This is a genomic window from Pedobacter psychrodurus, from assembly GCF_004331735.1.
Classification (GTDB): Bacteria; Bacteroidota; Bacteroidia; order Sphingobacteriales; family Sphingobacteriaceae; genus Pedobacter; species Pedobacter psychrodurus.
Genome location: NZ_SJSO01000004.1, coordinates 246,319 through 268,406 on the forward strand (window position 1 = coordinate 246,319; position 22,088 = coordinate 268,406).

Annotated in this window: 13 protein-coding genes; all 13 read left to right on the forward strand. The window is 38.9% G+C overall.

The genetic code is table 11. The annotated features are described in order from the left end of the window. Position 1 precedes the first annotated feature (1 nt). The 13 genes from EZ456_RS06265 to EZ456_RS06325 all read left to right on the forward strand — a co-directional run bounded on the left by EZ456_RS06265 (position 2) and on the right by EZ456_RS06325 (position 22,075). The gene (locus EZ456_RS06265; protein ID WP_131528404.1) at positions 2 to 1,402 is read left to right on the forward strand and encodes a glycoside hydrolase family 140 protein; all 1,401 of its coding nucleotides are present in this window, start codon (positions 2 to 4) and stop codon (positions 1,400 to 1,402) included. Positions 1,403 to 1,510: 108 nt separating this feature from the next. Then, positions 1,511 to 2,437 (forward strand): glycoside hydrolase family 43 protein, encoded by a 927-nt coding sequence (locus EZ456_RS06270; RefSeq protein WP_225876480.1) that lies wholly within the window; start codon positions 1,511 to 1,513, stop codon positions 2,435 to 2,437. Positions 2,438 to 2,566: 129 nt separating this feature from the next. Beyond that, positions 2,567 to 4,399: a sialidase/neuraminidase family protein gene (locus EZ456_RS06275; protein ID WP_131528405.1), complete on the forward strand. Its 1,833-nt coding sequence runs from the start codon at positions 2,567 to 2,569 to the stop codon at positions 4,397 to 4,399. Positions 4,400 to 4,566: 167 nt separating this feature from the next. Beyond that, a complete protein-coding gene (locus EZ456_RS06280) occupies positions 4,567 to 5,988 on the forward strand; it encodes a sialate O-acetylesterase (protein ID WP_225876481.1) in 1,422 nt (473 codons plus the stop codon). Beyond that, positions 5,988 to 8,822, forward strand: a complete 2,835-nt coding sequence (locus EZ456_RS06285; RefSeq protein ID WP_131528406.1) for a glycoside hydrolase family 2 protein — start codon at positions 5,988 to 5,990, stop codon at positions 8,820 to 8,822. The genes EZ456_RS06280 and EZ456_RS06285 overlap by 1 nt, the downstream gene beginning before the upstream one ends. A 133-nt stretch (positions 8,823 to 8,955) precedes the next feature. Continuing rightward, the gene (locus EZ456_RS06290; protein ID WP_225876482.1) at positions 8,956 to 11,694 is read left to right on the forward strand and encodes an alpha-L-rhamnosidase; all 2,739 of its coding nucleotides are present in this window, start codon (positions 8,956 to 8,958) and stop codon (positions 11,692 to 11,694) included. 154 nt (positions 11,695 to 11,848) lie between these two features. Then, entirely contained in the window at positions 11,849 to 12,508 is a 660-nt protein-coding gene (locus EZ456_RS06295; protein ID WP_131528407.1) for a DUF3826 domain-containing protein, read from the forward strand. Between the two features lie 95 nt (positions 12,509 to 12,603). Continuing rightward, positions 12,604 to 13,740, forward strand: a complete 1,137-nt coding sequence (locus tag EZ456_RS06300) for a sialidase family protein (RefSeq protein ID WP_131528408.1) — start codon at positions 12,604 to 12,606, stop codon at positions 13,738 to 13,740. Further along, positions 13,737 to 15,350 carry an acetylxylan esterase gene (locus EZ456_RS06305; RefSeq protein WP_225876483.1) on the forward strand — a complete coding sequence of 538 codons (1,614 nt, stop codon included), beginning with the start codon at positions 13,737 to 13,739 and terminating at the stop codon, positions 15,348 to 15,350. The genes EZ456_RS06300 and EZ456_RS06305 overlap by 4 nt, the downstream gene beginning before the upstream one ends. 158 nt (positions 15,351 to 15,508) lie before the next feature. Next, the gene (locus EZ456_RS06310; RefSeq protein ID WP_131528409.1) at positions 15,509 to 16,474 is read left to right on the forward strand and encodes a sugar phosphate isomerase/epimerase family protein; all 966 of its coding nucleotides are present in this window, start codon (positions 15,509 to 15,511) and stop codon (positions 16,472 to 16,474) included. Between the two features lie 30 nt (positions 16,475 to 16,504). Then, positions 16,505 to 19,069 (forward strand): L-rhamnose mutarotase, encoded by a 2,565-nt coding sequence (locus EZ456_RS06315; protein WP_225876484.1) that lies wholly within the window; start codon positions 16,505 to 16,507, stop codon positions 19,067 to 19,069. Between the two features lie 182 nt (positions 19,070 to 19,251). Next, on the forward strand, positions 19,252 to 20,337 hold the full coding sequence (locus EZ456_RS06320; protein ID WP_131528410.1) for a Gfo/Idh/MocA family protein: 1,086 nt from the start codon (positions 19,252 to 19,254) through the stop codon (positions 20,335 to 20,337). 151 nt (positions 20,338 to 20,488) lie between these two features. Next, positions 20,489 to 22,075: an SLC5 family protein gene (locus tag EZ456_RS06325; RefSeq protein WP_131528411.1), complete on the forward strand. Its 1,587-nt coding sequence runs from the start codon at positions 20,489 to 20,491 to the stop codon at positions 22,073 to 22,075. The last annotated feature ends 13 nt before the right edge of the window (positions 22,076 to 22,088 follow it).

The window sequence follows — 22,088 nt, forward strand, 5'->3', positions numbered from 1 at the left end:
CATGAACATTAAATCTAAAATATTTCTGCTAACGGTTGTTTCTTGCCTGGCTTTTGGCTGTAAGAAAAAGCCTCATTTTGGCGATAAAAGCCTCTTGGTTTCTGAGAATGGAAGATATTTAACCACTGGTGATGGCAAACCATTCTTTTGGCTTGGCGATACAGGCTGGTTGTTATTTGGCAGATTGACAAGAGAAGAGGCAAATACTTACCTCGAAGACCGTAAACAAAAAGGCTTTAATGTAATCCAGGTGATGTTATTACATGATGTGCCATCCAGAAATATCTATATGGATTCTTCAGTCGTTCATGCTGATGTTTCAAAACCAATGCTTACGCCGGGCGATAACCCGAAAGATTCTTTGGCTTATGATTATTGGGACCATGTTGATTATATCATTGATAAGGCTGCCGAAAAAGGGTTGTATATGGGCTTAGTACCCGTTTGGGGAACAAACGTTAAGCAAAAAAAGGTTAACAAAACGCAGGCAAAAGCTTATGCTGAATTTCTGGCAAAACGCTATAAAGATAAATGGAATATCATCTGGTTAAATGGCGGCGATATTAAAGGTAGCGATGGAATGGATGTTTGGAAAACGATTGGCGAAACCTTAAGCGCAAACGATCCGAATCACTTAATTACTTTCCATCCAAGGGGCAGAACAGCCTCTTCGCAATGGTTCCAAAAGGCGAAATGGTGCGATTTTGATATGGTTCAATCCGGCCACCGTCGTTACGACCAGGATACTTCTAAAAACGAGAAATTACATTATGGAGAAGATAACTGGAAATACATCGAAGCTGATTATAAATTAAAACCAACAAAACCTACTATAGATGGTGAGCCTTCGTACGAAGATATTCCACAAGGCTTACACGATACCACTCAACCACGCTGGATAGATGCAGATGTACGAAGATATGGTTACTGGTCGGTTTTTGCGGGGGCTTTCGGTTATACTTATGGCCATAATTCGGTAATGCAGATGTACAAAAAAACGGATTTAAAACCAGCTTATGGTCCGAAAGACCAATGGATAACGGCGATAAATGCCCCAGGAGCAAAACAAATGCAATACCTGAAAGATTTACTGTTATCTCATTCTTATTTCGACCGGGTGCCTGATCAGACTTTGGTAGCTGGCAAAAATGGCGAAAAATACGAGCGGGTTATTGCAACAAGGGGTGAAGAGTTTGCGCTAGTTTATACTTATACCGGCAGAAATTTTAGCATACAGATGGGGAAAATTGATGGTGATGAAGTAAAAGCATCGTGGTTTGATCCAAGAACAGGTAAAACTACGCCGATTGGCGAATTTGAAAATAAAGGAATAAAAGAATTTAATCCACCAGGTGAGCCTGTAAATGGTAATGATTGGGTTTTGATTTTAGATGAAATATAGATAAGTCGTCATTCCCAACTTGATTGGGAATCGTAATGCCTTGGCTATTGTTTGGGTATTAAGATTCCCGCCTGTGCGGGAATGACGATCATTAAAGAATAAAAAACAGTGTATAAAACAAAATCCATATCATCATTTCGCTTAGCTATAATTGGCCTGATGCTTTGTGGATTAGCTTCATGCTCAAAACAGGCCTATCTGTTTACCTCCTTCCACGAGCCAGCAAATGAGGGATTAAGACTGCTATACAGTTACGATGCCTACCATTGGACTGATTTAAATAAAACATTCTTAAAACCTGAAGTTGGGACGCAGAAAGTTCTACGCGACCCATCCATAGTTCAAGGCCCAGATGGAACTTTTCATTTGGTTTGGACCTGCAGTTGGAAAGGTGACAAAGGTTTCGGTTACTCAAGTTCTAAAGATCTGATCAATTGGACTGAACAAAAGTTTATTCCGGTAATGGATAGCGAGCAAAAAACGGTGAATGTTTGGGCTCCCGAAATTTTTTACGATGATGAGAAAAAAGAATATGTAATTATCTGGGCTTCAACTATACCGTTTCGCTTTACTAAAGGAATAGAAGAAGAAGAAAATAACCACCGGATGTACAGCATTACCACCAAAGATTTTGTAAGTTTTTCAAAACCTAAATTGTTTTTAGACCCTGTTTTTAGCGTTATCGATGCAGTAATTGTGAAAAGAGCTACCAAAGATTATGTGTTGGTTTTGAAGGATAATACGCGTCCCAACAGGAATTTGAAAGTTGCTTTTGCTAAAGATGCTTTGGGGCCTTATGAAAATGTTTCAGAAACTTTTAGTCCCAAGTTAACCGAAGGACCAACAGTTGTAAAAGTAGGAAACGACTGGTTGATTTATTTTGATGCTTACGGGCAGAAAATTTATTCAGCTTACAAAACAGCTGATTTTAAAACCTTTAAGGATGTGACTGCAAAAGTTTCCATCCCCGAGGGACACAAACACGGAACGATAATAAAAGTGAAAAAGAAAGTGATTGAGAATTTATTGAAATAATAAATGTGTCGTCATTGCGAACTGACGCAAGGGAATGAGCTAGAGCGTGAAGCAATCTATTTAACAAAAAAGATTGCTTCGTTCCGATGAAAAATCGGAAACTCGCAATGACGTAATGAATTAAATAACATGAAAATATTTAAAATACTTTGTTTAAACCTAACGCTAGCATTTGCAACACAAAACTTGCAGGCTCAAGATACAGTGCGTTACACAGGCAAAACTTTGGTCAACGCAGATTACCACCATGGTCAGCTTTCGCCAGTGATGGGTGTGCACAGTATCCAAACTTTCCGGGCAAACAGAGAACACCCTGAACTGGCAGAAAACTTCGGCTGGACCTACAACCATGCGCCTATGTTGGCCTACTGGAACAACAAATTTTACATTGAATATTTAAGTGATAAAGTTGGAGAAAGTATTCCTCCGGGCCAAACATTAGTACAATCATCGAAAGATGGCTACACCTGGACTAAACCTGATGTAGTATTTCCAATTTACCGAATTCCGGATGGAACCACAAAGGAGGGAAGAACCGATGTAGCAAAAGATTTAGATGCTGTAATGCACCAAAGGATGGGTTTCTATGTTTCTACTAAAAATGTATTGCTGGTTCTGGGTTTTTATGCGATCAGTTTTGATGCAAAAGACGATCCCAACGACGGTCATGGCATTGGTAGAGCAGTAAGAGAAATTCAAGCTGACGGCAAGTACGGCCCAATTTATTTCGTCCATTACAATCCCGGATATTCAGAGAAAAACACTAAATATCCATTGTATACTAAAAGCAAAAGTAAAACTTTTATTGATGCCTGTAACGAGTTGTTAACAAATAAGTTGATGACGCAGCAATGGAATGAAGAAGCCGACCGGAAAGATCCTTTAATCACTTTACAGAAACAGTATAAAGCTTTTAGTTACTACCATCTACCTGATGGAAGAGTTGTTGGCTTATGGAAAAACGCCTTAACAGCAATCAGTAATGACAACGGCAAAAGCTGGCCAGAAAATGCTTCTCGTGCACCCGGTTTTGTAAACAGTAATGCAAAAATCTGGGGACAAAAAACTTCAGATGGTAATTATGCAACGGTTTATAATCCATCAGAATATAGGTGGCCGTTAGCCATTTCTACCAGTAAAAATGGTTTAGATTACACCAATCTGTTGTTGATAAATGGCGAAATCACACCAATGCGCTATGGTGGTAATTACAAATCTTATGGTCCGCAATATGTACGTGGCATTGAAGAAGGAAATGGAAAACCGGTGGATGGTAAATTGTGGGTAACCTACAGCATGAACAAGGAAGATATCTGGGTTTCTTCGGTTCCTGTGCCCGTAAATGATAAAGCTACCCAACATGTAAATGATAATTTTGAGAAGCTTCCAAAAGGCAAAGAACTCGAAATGTGGAATACTTACAGTCCGCTTTGGGCGCCAGTTAAAGTTGAAAATGGTGCTTTGGTTTTAAAGGATAAAGATCCATTTGATTATGCGAAGGCAGAGCGGATATTCCCGGCGGGTAGAAAAACAATTACCTCGTTTTCTGTTACACCAAAACAAAATAATTTCGGTTTGCTGGAAATCGAATTGCAAGATGCTAAAGGAATGGCAACCGTTCGATTGACTTTTGATACCGCTGGTACTTTAAGCGCAAAAGCTGGTGCCCGTTATAAAAATTTTATGAAGTATGAGGCAGGAAAAAGCTACGATATTAAATTAAAATTGGATGCTCATACCCGTTTTTACACCATCACGGTGAATGGAAAAGACGTTTTAACAAGTCTGGCTTTTCAACCGGTGGCCGAAGTTTCCAAAATTGTTTTCCGCACAGGTGATGTTCGCCGTTTTCCTGATGTGGATACACCTGCCGACCAGGAATATGATTTAAAAAATGCCGGAGAATCAGAGAAAAAGGAAGCTGTTTATACGATTAAATACTTAAAAACGGAGGGATTTTGATGAGAAAGTTTGGAGTTCGGGGTTTGGAGTTTGGGGTCTTCCCCTCAGTGCGTTTAAGTACATCGTCATTGCGAGGAGGCACGACGTGGCAATCTTTCTGCAGCGTCATTCCCAACTTGATTGGGAATCGTAATGCAATAGGCTTTAAGATTCCCGCCTGCGCGGGAATGACGACACTAATAATTCTCCTTTCACTATTCTCTTTCTCATCCAATGCCAAAATCCTCCTACCTCAAATTTTATCGAGTAATATGGTTTTGCAAAGAGATAAACCCATCAATATCTGGGGATTTGCTGCGCCCGATGAAAAAGTAGAAGTCACTTTTGCTGGACAGAAAAAACAAACCATTACCGATAAAAATGGAAACTGGCTAGTGGTTTTAGCGCCATTAAAAACGGCTACTAAACCCCAAAAAATGACCATTTCAGGTAGCAACAAAATTGAATTGACCAATATTTTGGTTGGCGAAGTTTGGGTGTGTTCTGGTCAATCGAATATGGAATACGCCATGCGTAAACTCGCTAAAATCCCGAAACCTAAAAATGAAAAATTAGGCTTTCCAGCTGATGAAGTGGCGAAAGCAAAAAATACACAAATCAGGATTTTCCTGGTCAATCGTAAACAGTTGAATAAACCAGATTCTCTTCATAAAAGTTGGGCAGTAGCACAAGATTCCGCTTTGCGTGCTTTCTCGGCCGTAGGTTATTTCTTTGCCAAAGAAGTTCAAGCGAAGTTGGGTATTCCTGTCGGGATGATCTCTTCCGCCATTCCTGGTAGTGCCATTGAGCCATGGATTTCGGAAGATGCTTTTGCTCAGGAAGATTACTTCAAAAATCAAAAAGTGGGTAATGATCCTGGTAAGTTTTATCTCACGATGATTGAACCACTTTCAAAATTCAAAATTCGTGGTTTTCTTTGGTATCAGGGCGAAACAAATTGCTTTTTGAATGAGAAAATTAGCTATTCGTATAAAATGAAAGTGTTGGTTAACAGCTGGAGAAAAGCCTGGGGAGAACAGGATTTGCCTTTCTATTATGTTCAAATTGCACCTTTCGATTATAGCAAACAAAAGAGCGACAAAGTGGTGCTTACTGCCGATACAGAACCTAATTTTTGGGAGGCACAACAACAGATTTTGCGTATGCCAAATACAGGAATGATTTCGACTTCCGATTTAAACGACAACGGAGGAGATTTGCATCCAACCTATAAATGGGAAGTAGGCAGAAGATTAGCGCTCTGGGCTTTGGCAAAAACGTACAACCAGAGAATAGTATTTTCAGGGCCGATTTATAAAAATGTAAGCTTTTCAAATGGCAAAGCCTTATTAAATTTCGACTATCTAAAATCAACCAGTTCATCTCCAATTACCGGATTTACAATTGCCGGTAGCAATGGCAAATTTGTAAATGCAGATGCGATTGTGAAAGACGGCAAGGTTGTGGTTTCTTCAAAAGAAATTACAGAACCAAAAACTGTACGCTATAACTGGACGGAAAACCCATCTGGCAATTTTTATGGTAATGCTTTGCCTGCTTTGCCTTTCCGTACCGATAATCCTTTAACCAATCAATTTAAAACCAATTAATGAAAACCAGATTTATACTTTTCCTTTGTTTGATAATGATGTTTGGCGCTGTAAAAGCACAGCAAACGGAAAAATTATATCTATCGGGAACTGGAAACGATCATACCATTAATTGGGATTTCTTCTGCACAGCTGGCACAAATTCTGGCAAATGGACAAGCATTCCTGTTCCATCAAACTGGGAACTGCAAGGTTTTGGAAAATATAATTATGGTTTCAACAAAGAGGAAAATAAAGGGAAAGAACAGGGGCTTTATAAATACACTTTTAAAATTCCTGCAAGGTGGAAAAACCGAAAAATCAATATTGTTTTCGAGGGTTCGATGACCGACACAGAAGTTAAAATCAACGGAAAACTTGCGGGCGAAATCCACCAAGGTTCTTTTTATGTATTCAGATACGATATTTCCAAACTGATAAAACTCAGTAGCGATAATTTACTGGAAGTAAAGGTATCTAAACACTCGGTCAATCAATCGGTTAATGAAGCAGAACGCAAAGCCGATTTCTGGATTTTTGGCGGTATTTTCAGACCTGTTTATCTGGAATCTTTACCGCAAACGCACATTGATAGAATTCAGGTTGATGCCAAAGCTGATGGAAATTTAAATGCTCAATTAGCTTACATAGGTGATGCCGATAAAGTAGAAGTTGAACTTTTCGGAAAAGACGAAAAACGATTCGGCGATAGATTTACAAGTCCGATTAAAAAAGGAACGAAAAAATTGATATTGAACCATCAGTTTGCTAAGCCTGAATTATGGTCTTCAGAGTTTCCAAATCTTTATAAGGTAACTTTTACTTTAATCAAAAACGGGAAGGAAATTCATCAGGTTTCGAAAAAGATCGGTTTTAGGACCGTTGAAGTAAAAGAACGCGATGGTGTTTATGTAAATGGTGTGAAAATGAAATTCAAAGGCGTAAACCGTCATTCCTTTTACCCATCATCAGGCAGAACTACCAGTAAAAAAATCAGCATTGCCGATGTGCTTTTGATGAAAGAAATGAACATGAATGCCGTTCGTATGTCGCATTATCCGCCTGATGGACATTTTTTAGATGTTTGTGATTCGCTCGGCTTATTTGTAATGGATGAATTGGCAGGCTGGCATGGAACTTACGATACGCCAACCGGAACAAAACTGATGAAAGAAATGATGCTGAATGATGAAAATCATCCATCGATTATATTTTGGGCCAATGGAAACGAGGGCGGGCATAACCGCGAACTCGACCATCTTTTCGTTGAAGAAGATATTCAAAAACGACCTTTAATCCATCCATGGGAAGTTTTTGGTGGGTTTGAAACTACGCACTACCGTGAATTTAATTACGGAATCGGCAATTACGACCATGGCCATAACATTTTAATGCCAACTGAATTTCTACATGGTATGTGGGATGGGGGGCATGGTGCAGGCATTGAAGATTATTGGAATGCCATGTGGAACAATCCGCTTTCTGCAGGTGGTTTCCTTTGGGATTTTGCCGACCAGGCCGTGGTGCGTACTGATAAAAACGGTGAATTAGACACTGATGGAAATCATGGCCCTGATGGGATTGTTGGGCCTTACCACGAAAAAGAGGGTAGTTTCTTTACCATTAAAGAAGTTTGGAGTCCTGTGTTTGTAGAAAAGAGAGAAATGACTCCTGGTTTCGATGGTTCATTTTTATTGGAAAACCGTTATGCTTTCACCAACCTTAATCAATGCGCTTTCGAGTGGAAACTGAAAAAGCTAAACGCAGGCGATGATGCTGAATTCAAAGCGGGGAAAGCCGACGCACCGAACATAAAACCTTTTGATAAAGGAAAATTACAAATCAATCTTCCAACAGATTGGAGAAATTTCGACGCACTTTATTTAACTGCAAAAGGACCAGATGGCAAAGAACTTTTTACCTGGAGTTTCCCAATTGCTTTGCCTGCAGCTGATACGGAGAAAATCGTGGTTAAAACAGGTTCAACAAAAGTAAATTTTAAGGAAGACGCCAAAGTTTATCAGGTTTCGGCAAATGGAATCGATTTAACTTTCAATAAAATAACCGGATTATTGCAACAGGCTAAAAACCCCAAAGGTGTAATTCCGTTTTCGAATGGTCCGATCTTGCAAGAAGGTGTAAATAACTTCAAAAATTTCACAATTAAAATGGATGGCGAAAACCTGGTTATCTCTTCCAAATTCGATAAAAAAGAAAGCTTTAACACTTTAAAATGGACTATTTATCCATCAGGCTGGTTAAAAATGGAAGTGAAATATTTTCCATCCGCTTACTTTATCACTTTTGTTGGACTAAATTTTTCTTATCCAGAAGCTGAAATTAAAGCAGTTGAATACAAAGGTAATGGACCATACCGCGTTTGGAAAAACAGAATGAAAGGCACCCAATTTGGCATCTGGAAAAAGGATTATAACAATTCTGCAACGGGCGAAACACCTTGGCAGTATCCAGAATTTAAAGGTTATTACTCCAATATGTATTGGTGCGAATTTATCGGTAAACAACAATCGTTTAAAGTGGTAACAGATAAAGAAGATGTTTTCCTAAGGTTATTTACGCCAAAGAAATCGAAAGATACGGAATGGGATAACATGAGTCCGACTTTCCCGAACGGAGATATTTCGTTTATGAATGGAATCTCAGCAATTGGTACAAAGACCCAAAAACCCGAAACAACCGGACCAATGGGTATGAAACATGTGTTTTACGATTTTGAAAAGGAGCCAGGCAGGGCATTGGACATGACTTTGTATTTTGATTTTTCAACCAGTACATCGTCATTGCGAGGAGGTACGACAGCCCGCCCCGACTTCTCGGGGAAGCAATCTCCTTAATGAAATGGAAAGATAATAACTTAACAAAAAGATTGCTTCAGCTGGCTCAATCCCAGCTTCGCAATGACGAATTTTTTGAGCGAATAAATAATAACAGAATCAATTAATCAGTGTAATCAACCGCAAAGCGTAAATGAACATTAAAATCTACATAGCGATCATCAGCATTTGGTTCCTATCCTTTTCAAAAGTGGTGGCGCAAGTTAATGTGCAAAATACCACCTGCGAGATGTTAACTAATCCGTTAGGGATTGATGTTCAAAAACCTCGTTTGGCCTGGCATATTATTTCAAAAGAAAGAAATGTAATGCAAACCGCTTATCAGGTTTTGTTTTCTTCTTCTTTGGAGAAATTAAATGCGAATAATGGCGATTTTTGGGATTCCGGAAAAGTGAATTCCGCTGAATCTATTCATGTAGCTTATGGCGGAAAAGCATTGGGTAGTCGCGTTAAAGTTTATTGGAAAGTGAAAGTCTGGACGACCGCTGGCCAAAGCGATTGGTCGGGCAACAACTACTTTTCAATGGGTTTGCTTTATTACAAAGATTGGCCAAAAGGTTGGATTGGTTTCGATAGGGCTTTCCCATGGGATAATATCAAAACTGATTCACGTTTATCTGCGCGATATTTCAGGAAGGAATTTCAGAGTTCGAAAACTGTAAAGTCAGCTACAGCATCTATCATTGGCTTAGGTTTATATGAGCTTTTTATCAATGGAAAAAAAGTCGGGGAAGATGTATTGTCTCCATCTCCAACAGATTACACCAAGAATGTAAAATATAACACTTACGATGTAACCAGCTACATTCAGAATGGAAAAAATGCGGTGGGTACAATTTTGGGAAATGGCCGTTTCTTCGCGATGCGCCAAAATGAAAAACCTTATAAAATTAAAACATTTGGTTATCCAAAAATGCTGATGAACATTAACATCGTTTACACTGACGGGACAACGGCGAACATTGATACCGATGACAGCTGGAAAGGTACAGCTGATGGACCAATCAGAACCAATAACGAGTACGATGGGGAAGAATATGATGCTACTAAAGATATGTTAGGCTGGAATAAGATTGGTTTTGATGATAGACATTGGGCAAAAGCTGAATTTGTTCAGGAACCAACAGGCGTTATTGAGGCGCAAATGAATGAGAATATGCGTGTGATGAATACGCTTAAACCTATTTCAATTACTAAACTTTCTGGTAGTCGGTATATTTTGGATATGGGGCAGAATATGGTGGGTTGGTTACAAATCAAGGTAAAAGGTTTGAAGGGGAAACAAATCAAAATGCGTTTTGCAGAATCATTACAAGAGAATGGTGAACTCTTTACTGCTAATCTTCGCAACGCAAAATGTACCGATCTATATACTTTAAAAGGAGGCGAACTAGAAACATGGGAACCTACATTTGCTTATAGGGGATTTAGGTATATCGAACTTACGGGTTACACTTATCAACCATCAGTTAATGATTTTGTAGGCAAAATGATTTACGATAACATTAAAACTGTTGGTACCTTCGAAACTTCCGATGCTTTGACCAATCAGCTCTTTAAAAATGCCTGGTGGGGTATTGCCGGAAATTATAAAGGCATTCCGATTGATTGTCCGCAACGAAACGAGCGTATGCCATGGTTGGGCGATAGAGGTGCTGTAGCTTATGGAGAAAGTTTCCTTTTTGATAACGGACGGTTTTACGCCAAATGGTTGCAAGATATCAGAAATTCGCAGAAAGAGGATGGAGCCATTCCAGATGTTGCACCAGCTTTTTGGCGTTACTACAGCGATAACATGACCTGGCCTGGAACGATGCTTTTGGTTACCGAAATGTTATACAAACAAACGGGTGATGTTTCTGCGGTTCGTGATAACTATCCGGCAATGAAAAAATGGCTTGCTTACATGCAAGATCGTTACATGAAAGATTACATCCTGACTAAAGATAGTTATGGTGATTGGTGTATGCCGCCGATTACCATCGAGTTTGGCCGTGGAAAAAGTGCTGACAAAAAGTATCCTTCAGAACTCATTTCAACAGCTTACTATTATCATTTTACGCAGTTGATGATTCAGTTCGGACAAACCATCGGCAATGAAGAAGATGTGAAAAATTACCAGGTTTTAGGAGACAAAATTAAAGATGCTTTCAACCAAAAATATTATAACCATAAAGGACATTATGCCTCGAATGCTTTAACAGATAACATCATTCCACTTTATTTCGGCATGGTACCAAAAGACAAAGTAGAGGATGTTTTTAAAAACATCACTTACACAGTTGAGGTGACTAATAAAGGGCATTTAAGCAATGGTTTGGTAGGAATTCAATGGTTAATGCGTTGCTTGAATGATTATGGCAGGCCAGATTTGGCTTACACCATTGCCACTCAAAAAACATATCCAAGTTGGGGTTATATGGTTGATAATGGTGCAACAACCATTTGGGAATTATGGAATGGCAGTACTGCCGACCCTAAAATGAATTCACAAAACCACGTAATGATGCTTGGCGATTTATTAATCTGGTATTACGAAAATCTTGCAGGAATTAAATCAGAAAATGCTGCTTTTAAAAAGATTATCATGAAGCCTGAAATGATTAATGATTTAAGCTCGATAAACGCAAGTTACAATTCAGTTTATGGAACAATCAAAAGCAATTACACAAAAACAACAAAACAGTTTAACTGGAATGTAACTGTACCGCCAAATACAACAGCTTTGGTTTACGTTCCGGCAACTAGTAAAAATGAGGTTTCTGAAAAATTGAAATCAATAAAAGATTTAAAATTTATAAAAATGGAGAATAACAGGGCGATTTATGAGGTCGGCTCAGGAGATTATTCTTTTGTGGTGGAGAAAAGATAATTATTACAGCCGTCATGCTGAACTTGTTTCAGCATCTTTCATGCTAGGCCGCCTTGATGTTAAGACCCTGACCTGTAGCGAAGCTGAAAGCTACGCAGTAAAATAAATCCGATAGCTATCTGATCAGGTAACGATTAAAAAAGAAAACACAATTATGAGAAAGATTTTAAAACCATTAATGTTACTCACTTTACTACTAACCACAGTAAATGTGTTCAGTCAAATAAAAGATGTTGTAGTACCGGAAGAAGTGCTAAGCAAAGCGAAGGAGTATGTTTCTGCATTAAATCTGACAGATGATACGAGAAAAACAGCTGTTGAAAATACAATAGCTATTCATTTAACTACCATTAGAGATTGGCATAACGAGCATCCATCATCAACCGTTCCTGATGGCATAAATCCAGTTACAGGTAATAAATTAAGCGATTTAGACAAACAGATCATCGCCGATTCTGCTATGCCATCAGCTGTTCATCAGGCTTTAATGGATGGTTTAAAGAAGAACCTTACACCAGAGCAGGTAGAAACCATTTTAGATAAATACACTATTGGCAAAGTTGATTTCACCATGAAAGGCTATAAAGCTATTGTTCCTGATTTAACTGCTGATGAAGAAGCGAAGATTTTAGCTTTTCTGAAGCAAGCCAGAGAACAAGCTGTAGATTATAAAAATATGAAACAGATTTCGGCCATCTTCGAGATTTATAAAACAAAATCAGAGCAAATGCTAAATAACAATGGCCGCAGTTGGAGAGCACTTTACAGTGCTTATACAAAAAGGATAAAAGAAGAGAAAGCAGCTAAACAGTAAGCAATTTTCAGCTAGGAGTTTTCAGTTTTAGGTAATAAAGCAAATCTGTGAAATCCAGTGATCTGTGTAATCACCCTCGAAGAGAAAAAAGAATTATGATATCAAAAAAAATATACATCACATTAGGACTTGTATTCGCAGCTGCAATCACTGCCAACGCTCAGGTAGAAAAATGGCAAAAAGGGGTTGTAAAACAAGAGTTTCTATACGATAAGGCACCATTCCCATCATGCCACTCTGCAACCATTGCCGAGACATCAACAGGTTTAGTAGCTTCATTTTTTGGCGGAACAAAAGAACGAAATCCCGATGTAGAAATTTACATCAGCCGTTTGGTAGATGGCAAATGGATGGCGCCGTTTTCGGTTGCTAATGGCATCCAGCCTGATGGTAAAAGGTTACCTACGTGGAATCCGGTTTTGTATCAGGTTCCAGGTGGAGATTTATTATTGTTTTACAAAATCGGACCAAAACCATCTGAGTGGTGGGGTTTAATGAAAACTTCCAAAGATGGCGGAAAAACCTGGTCTGAGGCTACAAAATTACCTGATGGCTACATCGGCCCTGTAAAAAATAAACCGGTTTTGTTAAGTGATGGAAATTTTTTTGCACCATCAAGCAAAGAAGGCGATGGTTGGAAGATCCACTTCGAGGTAACCAAAGACAATGGCAAAACCTGGAGAACAGTTGGCCCACTTCCCGAGAATGGCATTAAAGCTATTCAGCCAAGCATCCTACAACACGGAAATGGAGAATTGCAGATTTTGGCCAGAACCGCGAACCGCGCAATTGTAGAATCCTGGTCTACCGATAATGGAGAAACATGGTCGGCATTAACCAAAACCACCTTACCAAATAATAATTCAGGAACTGATGCAGTAACCATAAAAGATGGCCGCCATGTTTTGGTGTACAACCACGTTTTGCCTCCGGGCGATTTAGCCAAAGGACCAAGAACTCCTTTAAATGTTTCTGTTTCAAAGGATGGTAAAAAGTGGTCTGCTGCACTCATTTTAGAAGATTCACCGATTAGTCAATATTCTTATCCTGCAGTGATTCAAACTTCTGATGGCCTATTACATTTCATCTATACCTGGAGAAGGGAAAAAATCAAACATGTGGTGGTAGATCCTTCAAAGTTAAAGTTAAAGAAAATCAAAAATGGTGTTTGGCCGAAATTGAAAAGTTATACCGCGCCTGTTATTACCGAAACTAAAAGCGAAGAACCATGAGATTAGATAAGTCGTCGTTTAAGCAATTCCTCATTTCGACTGCCGTGAAGAACCAAAAAGTGCACATCGAAGCAAAATCTTTTACGCAGATTAAAAAGATTTCTCGGCTACGTTGCACTTCGCTCGAAATGACGAATAATGTGACAAAGTATTTCAGATTTAGGTATTGTTTTTCTGCATCATGCTGTCCCCCTTTAGAGGGGGCAGGGGGAGGAACTTTGAAAAGTTTTCTCTTCATTATAATTTCTCTATTTCTTTCAAGAGTTAGTTTCGCCCAAACTCAAAACACTGATAATCTCTATAAAAAGCCATTAGTTGATGTTTTAAAAGAAATTCAAAAGCGTTTTAAAGTGCAAATCAAATACTCCGAACCTCAGGTGAAAGACAAATGGGTAAACTATGCTGATTGGCGTTTTCGTGCTAATGTTGATGAGACACTTACAAATGTGCTTACGCCTTTGGATATGAAAGTAAACAAAGAAAAGTCTGGCGTTTACAAATTAAAGGAATACGAATATTACCGTTGGGAAGTTCAGAATGGCTGGGCCTATTTAGATACTTTAGCCACAAAATACCATGATAAAGCGAGTTGGGAAAAGCGCAAAGCGGAAATCAAACCCGAATTATATCAGGCTTTACTGTTATCGCCTTTACCCGCAAAACCAAACTCAAAACCAATTATCACAGCGAAAAGAGTTTTTGATGGTTATTCGGTTGAAAATATGGCGCTGGAAATTCTTCCCGGTGTTTGGATTAACGGCTCATTGTACAAACCTTTAAATGTGAAAGGCAAAATACCAGTGGTTTTATCTCCTGATGGGCACTGGGAAAAACAACGCTACAGAGCCGACTGCCAGATTCGATGTGCAATGATCGCCAAGATGGGGGCAATGGCCTTTAGTTACGATTTATTTGCCTGGGGCGAGTCGATGCTCCAATTTAAATATGAAGACCATCGCCGTAGTTTAGCACAAACCGTTCAAACTTTAGGTGGCATCAGGATTTTAGATTATTTCTCGTCTTTAAAAGAAACAGATACCAACAGAATCGGAATCAGTGGTGGTTCGGGGGCAGGAAGTCATTCGATATTAATGACGGCAATGGATGACCGAATTAAATTAAGTGCACCAGTGGTTGCGATGTCATCGTATTTTTATGGCGGCTGCCCATGCGAAAGCGGGATGCCTATCCATCAGTGTGGTGGTGGAACTGATAATGTAGAATTAGCTGCAATGGCTGCACCGCGGCCACAATTATTGGTGTCGGATGGTAGCGACTGGACGGCACATACACCCGAACACGATTTCCCTTATTTACAAAAAATGTATGCTTATTATGGTCAGAAAGGCAAAATTGAAAATGTACATCTTCCTGAAGAAAAGCACGATTTTGGCGTCAATAAACGCATTGCGTTATACGATTTCCTAATCAAAAACTTCAAGTTAAATGCCTCTTCAGTTAAAGATAAAACCGGTAAATATGATGAAAGTAAAGTAACCATCGAAAAGGAAAATGCCCTATATGTTTTCGGAGATAAGGGCGAAAAGCTACCGAAAAATGCGGTGATCGGGTTTGAGAATTTAGAAAAGTTATTTCCTTTAAGACAATGAAATAATGTTTTATTCTTGCCGTCATTCCCACGCAGGTGGGAATCTTAAAGCATAAGCAACCCTTATCATTAAGATTCTCAGTCAAGCTGAGAATGACGACTGGTCATAGTTATTGTTTTAACCCGCTGACAAAAAATCATTAGCCCAATAAATTAAATATGCAACATCAAAACAGAAGAACTTTTATCGCAAATGTAGCTTTATTAACAGGTGCTTTGATGATTCCGAATCAGTTGCTTTTCGCGGCAGCTAAAAAGAACAGGTATAAAATTGCTGTGATTGATTTGATGATTTTGAAACGTCAGAAAATTAGTGCGCTGCCATTAACCAAAGAAATTGGTGCTGATGGATTAGAAATTGATATGGGTGGCTTGGGCGCCCGCGAAACTTTCGATAATAAACTCGCTGACCCGAAAGTACGTCAGGAATATTTAGATAAAGCAAAGGAACTCAATCTAGAAATTTGCTCATTGGCAATGACTGGATTTTATGCGCAATCTTTCGCCAAGCGACCAACTTATCAAAAGATGATTCAGGATTGTTTAGACACGGCAAAAGCGATGAATGTTAAAGTGGTTTTTTTACCATTAGGTGTTCAGGGCGATTTGGTTAAAAACCCTGAATTGCGCGAGCTTATTGTGGAAAGGTTAAAAGTTGCTGGAAAAATGGCATCCAAAGCTGGAATTACAATTGGAATTGAATCATCATTAGATGCAAAGGGCGAATTACAATTATTAAAAGATATTGATTGCAAACATGTGAAAAGTTATTTCAATTTCTCCAACGCCATAAAGAATGGGAGAGATTTACATGAAGAATTGAGAATTCTAGGAAAGAAAAACATTATTCAAATTCATGCTACAAACGAAGATGGTGTTTGGTTACAAAACGATCCGAAAATTGATCTCAATAAAGTAAAAAAAACACTAGATGATTTGGATTGGAGCGGTTGGTTAGTGGTAGAAAGAAGTAGAGATGCAAGCCAGCCAACAAATGTAAAATATAATTTCAGTGCCAATACTAGCTACCTCAAGTCAGTTTTTCAAAACAATAAGTCGTCATCCGATAGCTATCGGATGCGAGGCAGAGCCTGTCCCGACTTTTCGGGGAAGCAATCTTATTAGGAGAATTATGAAATTGCGATAAAGAAAAAGATGCAAAGCACACATAGAAAAAAATACTTGATGCCTTGGTTCGTGTCCTCACGAACCAAACAATTTAAACCATTTTTCATTCTGGTAATTCTCTTGTCGTTGTTGCACTTTAAAGCCGACGCGGTGGATATCTATGTCTCCGTAAACGGTGCCGATACTAATATAGGAACACAAGAAAAGCCCTTGGCAACACTTCATTCAGCGGTGAGGAAAGCAAGAGAGTTAAGGCGATTAAATGATGCTTCGATTAAAGGTGGCATCCGGATTATTATGGGTAAAGGCGTTTACCAACTTCACGAACCTATTGTCATCCGCCCAGAAGATTCTGGCACGAAAGATAGCCCTACTGAAATTATTGCCACTGAAAAAGTTGTTTTAAGCGGAGGTGTGAAAATCAACGGCTGGAAAAAACTTGCCGGAACAGTTCCCGGATTGCCTAAAGCCGCTACCGGGAAAATTTGGGTAGCAGATGTACCTAATTTCGACGGAAATGGCTTACTATTCCGTCAACTTTGGGTTAATGGAAATAAAGCTGTTCGTGCAAAAAACTATAATGGCGATGCAATGGGTAGGATTTTGTCGTGGAATAGCGAAAAACAAACCTGTATAATCCCACTACAAAAAAATATCAGCCTAACTAATGTTAAAGGCATGGAAATGTTGATCCATCAATGGTGGGCAATTGCGAATCTCCGTGTAAAATCGGTTAAAATGATTGGCAATACAGCTGAACTTTCTTTCATGCAGCCAGAAAGTAGGATCCAATCGGAACATCCCTGGCCTGCTCCGTGGATTTCTGAAAAGACTGGGAATTCAGCCTTTTACCTTACAAATGCCATTCAATTTTTGAATGAACCAGGTGAATGGTTCGAAGACGTACAAAACCACAAGATTTATTATTGGCCAAGGGCAGCAGAAAATATGTTGAAGGCCGAAGTGATTGCGCCAGCCTTAGAAAATCTGCTAAAAATTGAAGGAACAATCGATAATCCGGTTACTTTTATAAATTTCAAAGGAATTTCTTTTGAGCATTCTACCTGGTTGAGACCTTCAAAACAAGGTCATGTGCCGCACCAGGCGGGTATGTACATGCTCGACGCCTACAAACTCGAAAAGGCAGGAACCCCTGATAAACCTAGCTTGGAAAATCAGGCTTGGGTTGGTCGCCCGGCCTCTGCTGTAGAAGTTAATTATGCAAACAATACCGCTTTCAAATCTTGTCGTTTCATACATCTCGCCTCTACAGGTTTAGATTACAAAAAAGGGACTTCAGATAATGAAATCAAGGGCAATTTGTTTAAAGATATTGGTGGTTCGGCCATTTTAATCGGAACTTTTTCTGATGAGGCGACCGAAGTACATCTACCTTATAATCCGACAGATAAAAGAGAAATTTCAGCTAACAACACAATCGAAAATAACCTGGTTACTGATGTGACCAATGAAGATTGGGGTGCTGTGGGTATTGGCGCAGGTTACGTGCGTGGAATAAAAATTTTGCATAACGAAATCTGCGATGTGTCTTATTCGGGCATCAGCATGGGGTGGGGTTGGACGAAAACACAAAATGCGATGGAAAAAAATACCATCAGCGCTAATAAAATCCATCATTACGGTAAACACATGTACGATGTAGCGGGGATTTATACTTTGTCTGCACAGCCAGAATCGTTTATCACCGAAAATGTTGTTGATAGTATTTACAAGGCACCTTTTGCCCATCTTCCAGAACATTGGTTTTATCTTTATACAGACGAGGGTTCTTCTTATTTCACTATAAAAAACAACTGGACGCCAACTGAAAAATATCTTCAAAACGCTAACGGACCGGATAATTTATGGGAAAACAACGGACCTAAAGTTGCTGAAAATATTAAACAAAATGCAGGTTTAGAAAAGCCTTTTCAATATTTATTAAAGCAAAAAGCGAATTATTCTAATAGAGGAATCAATCAGGCAGAAGATAAACCGGTGGTTTTTGAGTTGATTTTTAAAAATGATAACCTGCCATCAAATAAAGTTTTGGATGGTTTTGCCAAGGAAAATAACCTTCTTGCAAGTTCAATTTACAAATGGAATAACAGATTGGTTATCTATACTTCAAATTTAAAAGTAGAGAGTTTGCAGCAGACTTTGAAACGCTTAAATGCAACAGAGATTAAGCTTTACGATAATCTTTTTTACGATTTCAACAGAAAAAAAAACTGTGGCGATAAACCCGTTGCAGAATGGGACAACATCATTTTATCGGTCAATCTGGTTAAAGATGAAAAAATGCAAAAGGAATATCTGGACTACCATAAAACGCAATTTGAAAAATGGCCTGAAATTTCAAAAGGGTTCTGTAATGCAGAATTTCAACGTTTGGCAATTTTTAAAAACGATCGACAGCTCATGCTGATCATCAGTATTCCAAAAGGAAAAAAAATAGATGACTTAAATCCTAAAACCACTTTAAATAACCCGAAAGTGGATGAATGGAATGCCCTAATGAAGAAATACCAGGAAGGAATTGAAGGCACCAAACCTGATGAGGTTTGGGTATTCTTTAAACCGATAGAATAAATAAACTAGAGGTTTGTCATTCTGAGCGCAGCGAAGAATCTGCAGGCGATGAAATACTGCCATAAATTACCAGCCGAACTAAAATTAGTGGGCTGGGTTTGTAGCGGTGCTATTAGTTTAAAGATTCTTCCTTCGTCAGAATGACAATATGTAAAAAACAATAACGCTTAAAAAAAAATATCATGTTAAGATTAGGGATTTTAGGTTTAGGAGAGGGCAGAAGTACAATTTCTGCATCATTATCAAGTAGAAAGTTTAAGCTCATCCAAATTTGTGATGCCAATAAAAAACTTTGCGAAGAACGTGCTTTGGAGTTTGATTTTAAAAACTGGACAACCAATTACGAGGATATGTTAACCAGCGATAAAATCGATATGATTGCGATTTATACGCCAGATCATCTGCATTTCGAACACATTAAACTTGCGCTTGAGCACGGAAAACATGTGGTTTGTACAAAACCATTTATCGATGATTTAACTCAAGCAAATGAGCTGCTGGAGTTAGCAAAGAAATCAAGAAAAAAGATTTTTGTGGGGCAAAGTTCTCGTTTTTTCGAGCCTGCAAAGCGTCAAAAGAAAGATTTTGATGAGGGTTTGATAGGAGAGTTAATCACCATAGAAAGTCATTACCACGCCGATCATCGCTGGTTTTTAGAGAAAGGTTGGTCGCTAAAGCAATCGTTTAAATGGCTATACGGTGGATTAAGCCATCCTGTTGATTTTGTCAGGTGGTATATGCCTGATATTGAAGAAGTAATGGGCTATGGCATGTTGAGCAGTAATGGCTTAAAAGCTGGACTAAAAAATCAGGATACGATGCACTTTATCTTCAAAGCAAAAGATGGCCGGATTGCAAGGGTTAGTGGTGCTTATACTGGCCCTACGCAACCTGCAAATCGCGATAGTGGCATGAGCTGTATTCTCCGTGGAACAGAAGGGGCGAGTCAGGCCGATTACCATGAATTGCGTTATTCGGTCACCACAAAAACTGGAGAAGAAAAGATTATTACCTGGGGCGATTCTACTTTAAAACATTATTTCCGTTTCGAAGGGCAAAGCCATCACGCAGGAGAATACCAAAACTACCTGGATTATTTTGCTGATAGTATCAATAATAATTTTACGGCCTACCCAGATTTAAAAGAAGGCATTGGAACTGTTGCCTTGTTACAGGCGATGGATAAGTCATTAGAAACAGGTTTGCCTGTAAAAGTTGATGAGATTTTGAAAGCAAATCATATTACAAGAGAATCGATAGGATTGTGAAAAAAAGATCGTCATTGCGAGGCACGAAGCAATCTATTTGGCATGAAAGATTGCTTCGTCGTACCTCCTCGCAATGACGAAAAAAATAAAAGTAGCTCCGTGGACTCTGTGTTTCCGTGGCAATAAATAAAAAACTAACCAATTAAACCCAATGGGAAACATTGTAGAACGATTAACCAGTTTAGATTACTTCATCGTAATCGCTTACCTCATTGTCCTGATTATCATTGGTTATCGGGCCAGTTTCTCCAAAAAGAAGAACGATGATGAAACCTTATTTCTGGCCAATAAATCTTTAAACTGGAGCAGCATCGGTTTCAATATGTGGGGAACAAATGTAGGTCCGTCAATGTTGTTGGCCTTTGCAAGCATTGGTTACAGCACCGGTATAGTTGCGGTCAACTTCGATTGGTATGCCTTTATATTTTTATTCTTACTTGCCATTGTTTTTGCGCCAAAATACCTTGCTGCTAAGGTGAGTACCATGCCTGAGTTTATGGGTAACCGTTATGGCGATTCGACCCAAAATATCCTTGCCTGGTATGCTTTAGTTAAAATTTTAATCTCGTGGTTATCTTTGGGCTTATTTGCAGGAGGCTTTTTAGTCCGTCAGATTTTAGGCATCCCGATGTGGCAATCGGTTACCGTATTGGTCGCTTTTGCTGGATTGTTCACCTTTTTCGGTGGATTAAAAGCCATCGCCAAAGTGAATGTTTTTCAGATGATTTTACTCATTGCCGTTTCGCTTTCATTAATGCTTTTAGGTTTAAACAAAGTTGGCGGAATTTCTGCATTATATGAAAAAACGCCACATCACTTTTGGAATCTGGTACAACCAGCCAGCGATCCCAAATACCCATGGTATGCCATATTATTGGGTTATCCCGTTGCTGCTGTCGCCTTTTTCTGTACCGACCAATCGATGGTTCAATCCGTTTTGGGCGCTAAGAATTTAAAGCAAGGGCAATTAGGTGTGAGCTTTATTGGATGGCTAAAAATTCTTTCATTACCATTATTTATTGGAACCGGAATACTCTGTTATGTGCTGTTTCCAAACTTAAAAGACCCGAACGAAGCTTACATGACCATGGTAACCAATTTATTTCCTCCAGGCATGAATGGTTTGGTAATCGTAGTGCTGATTGCTGTTTTGGTGGGTACTATCGGTTCATCCTTAAATTCGTTAAGTACCGTTTTTACGATGGATATTTACGTAAAAAAAATCAATCCACAAGCAAGTAACAAGCAGATTATCCGCATTGGCCGATGGGCAGTTGTGGCAGGTTGTATTTTTGCAGTTGTAGTGGTTTTAGCTATCGATAACATTAAAGGATTAAATCTATTCGATGTTTTTCAGTCGGTTTTGGGTTTTATTGCACCGCCATTATCGGTTGTATTTTTACTAACCGTTTTCTGGAAAAGAACCACTAGAAAAGCGGTAAATTTTACACTTTCAATCGGATCCATTCTAAGTTTGGGCATTGGGGTAACTTATTTATGGATTTTACCATCAGATAAATATATCTGGCCACATTATCTGATGGTGTCGTTTTTCATTTTTGCCGGATTACTGATCATCGCGATACTGATTTCCTTACTTGACAGATCACCAAGCATTTACACAGTTAACGAAGAGCATGAGGCCAATATAGAAAAGCCTGATAGAACAGTTTGGATTTCGTGGATTGCGCTTGCTATTGTAATGGTTGCACTTTACATTTTCTTTAATGGGCATTAAATCGTGTAATCGT

What these genes read in the sequence shown, in the direction of transcription:
- EZ456_RS06265 (WP_131528404.1), top strand. Translation starts at nt 2, where the DNA reads ATGAACATTAAATCTAAAATATTTCTGCTAACGGTTGTTTCTTGCCTG.
- EZ456_RS06300 (WP_131528408.1), top strand. Translation starts at nt 12,604, where the DNA reads ATGATATCAAAAAAAATATACATCACATTAGGACTTGTATTCGCAGCT.
- EZ456_RS06285 (WP_131528406.1), top strand. Translation starts at nt 5,988, where the DNA reads ATGAAAACCAGATTTATACTTTTCCTTTGTTTGATAATGATGTTTGGC.
- EZ456_RS06315 (WP_225876484.1), top strand. Translation starts at nt 16,505, where the DNA reads ATGCAAAGCACACATAGAAAAAAATACTTGATGCCTTGGTTCGTGTCC.
- EZ456_RS06325 (WP_131528411.1), top strand. Translation starts at nt 20,489, where the DNA reads ATGGGAAACATTGTAGAACGATTAACCAGTTTAGATTACTTCATCGTA.
- EZ456_RS06290 (WP_225876482.1), top strand. Translation starts at nt 8,956, where the DNA reads ATGAACATTAAAATCTACATAGCGATCATCAGCATTTGGTTCCTATCC.
- EZ456_RS06310 (WP_131528409.1), top strand. Translation starts at nt 15,509, where the DNA reads ATGCAACATCAAAACAGAAGAACTTTTATCGCAAATGTAGCTTTATTA.
- EZ456_RS06295 (WP_131528407.1), top strand. Translation starts at nt 11,849, where the DNA reads ATGAGAAAGATTTTAAAACCATTAATGTTACTCACTTTACTACTAACC.
- EZ456_RS06280 (WP_225876481.1), top strand. Translation starts at nt 4,567, where the DNA reads ATGACGACACTAATAATTCTCCTTTCACTATTCTCTTTCTCATCCAAT.
- EZ456_RS06305 (WP_225876483.1), top strand. Translation starts at nt 13,737, where the DNA reads ATGAGATTAGATAAGTCGTCGTTTAAGCAATTCCTCATTTCGACTGCC.
- EZ456_RS06320 (WP_131528410.1), top strand. Translation starts at nt 19,252, where the DNA reads ATGTTAAGATTAGGGATTTTAGGTTTAGGAGAGGGCAGAAGTACAATT.
- EZ456_RS06275 (WP_131528405.1), top strand. Translation starts at nt 2,567, where the DNA reads ATGAAAATATTTAAAATACTTTGTTTAAACCTAACGCTAGCATTTGCA.